At 48.0% G+C, this 3,056-nt stretch carries 2 protein-coding genes; both read left to right on the top strand.

The features are described 5' to 3' along the window. The coding region (gyrA, locus tag PHU49_16395; GenBank protein MDD5245590.1) for a DNA gyrase subunit A at positions 1-2,399 on the top strand (2,399 nt) is incomplete at its 5' end. Further along, positions 2,396-3,056, top strand: a 661-nt coding sequence (locus PHU49_16390; protein MDD5245589.1) for an NAD(P)H-dependent glycerol-3-phosphate dehydrogenase, incomplete at its 3' end; no start/stop codon positions are given. The genes gyrA and PHU49_16390, both read left to right, overlap by 4 nt.

Here is a 3,056-nt window from a genome sequence, read left to right as displayed (position 1 = left end):
CTATTGAAGAGGAGATGCGAAGGTCGTACCTTGACTATGCCATGAGCACCATCATAGGCAGGGCATTGCCTGACATACGGGATGGTTTAAAGCCTGTTCACAGGAGAATTTTGTATGCAATGTACGAATTAAACAACACCCATGACAAACCGTACAAAAAGTCCGCCAGGGTCGTTGGCGATGTAATCGGTAAGTTCCACCCCCACGGAGACCAGGCGGTCTACGATGCAATAACGAGGATGGTCCAGGATTTTTCTCTCCGTTATCCGCTCATCGACGGTCAGGGGAACTTCGGTTCTATCGATGGCGACGCGCCGGCGGCAATGAGGTACACGGAAATAAGGCTTTCGAAGATAGCGGAAGAGATCCTTGAAGATATCGAAAAGGAGACGGTCTCCTTCAGGGCGAACTACGATGATTCCCTTGTCGAGCCTTTGGTCATGCCCTCGAAGATACCGAATCTGCTTATCAACGGGTCTTCAGGGATAGCAGTCGGAATGGCAACGAACATACCGCCGCACAACCTGACAGAGGTTGTGGACGGTATGATTGCTTACATTGAGAATCCTGGCATTACCATCTCTGATCTCTTGCAGTACATTACTGGTCCTGATTTTCCAACCCAGGGAATAATCTATGGCAGGCAGGGCATCCGTGAGGCCTACGAGACCGGCAAAGGACATATCACCCTCCGGGCGCGGGCAGTTGTCGAACAATACAAAAAAGACGGGCGGGAAGCGATCATAATTACTGAAATCCCCTATCAGGTAAATAAGGCCCGCCTTATCGAAAATATTGTTGCATTGATCAATGAAAAGAAGATCGAAGGCATCTCTACCATCAGGGATGAATCGAACCGGGAAGGCATGAGGGTTGTCATTGAGCTGAAAAAGGGGGAGATTGCCATACCTATCCTGAACCAGCTCTATAAACATACACAACTGCAGACCACATTCGGCATCATTTTCCTCACGATCGTCAATAATGAGCCGCGGCTTTTGAACCTCAAGGAGATAATCACGGAATTCATCGATTTCCGGAAACAGATCGTTACCAAACGGTCTACCTTTGAGCTGAACAAGAACCTCGACAGACTCCATATCCTTGAAGGACTCAAGATAGCCCTTGAACATATCGATGAAGTCATTGCGCTCATCAAAAAATCTAAAAATACACAGGAAGCCAAAGCAGCGTTAATGGAGGGGTTCTCCTTATCCGAGAAACAGTCAACGAGCATCCTCGAGATGCGCCTCCAGCGCCTGACATCCCTTGAACAGACAAAGATAATCGAAGATTACACAAACACCTCGGAAGAGATCAAGCGCCTGCAAAAGATACTCCAGAGCGAAAAATTGCTTCTGGGTATCGTTAAAAAGGAACTCCTGGAGATAAAGCAAAAATACGGCGATGCAAGGTATACCGAGATAGTTGATGAACTTCCGGAGATCACCCTGGAAGACATGATCAAAGAGGAAGAGGTCGTCGTAACGATCACATATAAGGGCTATGCCAAGAGAACGCCGCTGGACCAGTACAAACACCAGATCCGTGGCGGTAAAGGAAAAACCGGTATCGTCGTAAGGGAAGAAGATTTTGTCGACCATCTCTACATAGCATCGACGCACTCCTATATCCTGTTCTTCACGAATACCGGAAAGGTACACGTTGTGAAGGTTCACACCATACCGGAGGCGAGTCTCTCTGCAAAGGGCAAACATATCGTAAACCTTATTAACATTGACAAGAACGAAAGGATAACTGCAATTGCGCACGTCAAGGAGTTTTCACCGGATAAATATCTTTTCTTTGTTACGAAGAAGGCCCATGTGAAAAAGATGGCCCTCGACCTTTTGAAGAACATACGGTCCACGGGTATCAGGGCAATAACCTTACCCGACGATGACAGTCTCATCGGCGTCCTTGAAACAAATGGTGAAAGCGAGATCATGCTGGCGAGTAAAAAAGGGTTATCTATACGCTTCCTTGAAAAACAGATCAGGTCCATGGGCAGGGCTGCATACGGGGTAAGAGGCTTGCGCTTCAAAAAGAGTGGCGACGAGGTCGTCTCTGTAGAGATTGTCAGTAAGACCTGTAATGTTTTCACAGTGACCCAGAAGGCTTACGGAAAACGGGCGCCCTGCTCCCAGTACCGGGTCCAGTCAAGGGGCGGCTCCGGGATTACCAACGTGAGATGCGGCGCAAAGAACGGGGAAGTCGTGAGCTTGAAGCAACTGGGGAAGAAAGACGAGATCATTCTTGTCACCGATACAGGCAGGACTATCAGGTTTAGCGCCGACGATATACCTGTACAGAAAAGAGGCGGCCTCGGCGTGAAATTGATGGATCTGAGAGAAGGAGAAACGATCAGCGGCGTAGCGATAATAGGCGAAGAGGAATGAAGATAGGCCTGATAGGGGCAGGCGCCTGGGGTACGGCCTTCGCACTCCACCTTGCGAGAACAGGAAAAGAGATACTGTTATGGGTCTTTGAAAAAGAACTCTTCGATATTGTGAAGAAAACAAGGGAGAACGCCTATTATCTCCCTGGCTTCATCCTGCCCGATAACATCACCTTTACCAATAACGTGAAAGACCTACCTGAATTTTCCGGGAATATCATTATTGCTTCCCCCTCTTTTGCCTTGCGAAACACTGTTGGCGCCGTCTCTAAAGAGTTAGAGGACAAAAAGATACTGATTCTCACAAAAGGGATAGAAAACGGCACGAACCTGTTTATGAGTGATGTCGTCAGAGAAGTGACCTATGGAAAAGCTCATATTGCCTCCCTTTCGGGACCGTCTTTTGCAAAAGAGGTGGCAGAAGGTCTTTTTACGTCTGCTGTGGTTGCTTCAAAAGATAAGGAGCTTGCCCTCTATTTTCAGAGAACCATACACAGCAATACCTTCAGGATATACACAAGTGATGACCCCGTCGGTGTTGAGCTCGGCGGGGCTATGAAAAATATCATGGCAATCGGCGCCGGTATCATTCAGGGTATGAACCTCGGCACGAATACACTGGCAGCGTACATAACCCGTTCGCTTGCTGAATTGAAAA

The sequence above is a fragment of the Syntrophorhabdaceae bacterium genome, assembly GCA_028713955.1.
GTDB lineage: Bacteria > Desulfobacterota > Syntrophorhabdia > Syntrophorhabdales > Syntrophorhabdaceae > UBA5609.
The sequence above is the reverse complement of the archived record's forward strand: the minus strand, read 5'-3'. Positions and strand labels throughout refer to the sequence as shown.